Source organism: Burkholderia sp. SIMBA_051, assembly GCF_046534915.1.
In the GTDB taxonomy this organism is placed as follows: Bacteria; Pseudomonadota; Gammaproteobacteria; order Burkholderiales; family Burkholderiaceae; genus Burkholderia; species Burkholderia ambifaria.
Genome location: NZ_JAWRXS010000839.1, coordinates 1 through 238, shown reverse-complemented (window position 1 = coordinate 238; position 238 = coordinate 1). Strand labels below are relative to the sequence as shown.

The following is a 238-nucleotide window of genomic DNA, read 5'->3' as shown; positions in this document are numbered from 1 at the left end:
CGCGATGGGCCTGAGCCCGGACACGCCGCTCGCCGATCTGTGGAGCTGGGGGCGCGCGCTGCGCTTCGCAGACGGCCCGGACGAGGTGCATCTGCAGTCGATCGCGCGGATGGAGATCAAGGGCGCCGTGCGCGGCGCGACCGAGCCGTATCTGACGCGCCCGCCGCGCGACTGAACGTGTCGCTGCGATGTCGCTGCGATGTCGCTGCGATGTCGCGGCGAGCGCGCGCGAGCGGAC

General features: G+C 73.1%; 1 pseudogene. It reads left to right on the top strand.

The annotated features are described in order from the left end of the window. Window positions 1-175, top strand: a pseudogene (locus tag SB771_RS36810) (acyl-CoA dehydrogenase); the annotation flags it as partial. Window positions 176-238: the final 63 nt, after the last annotated feature.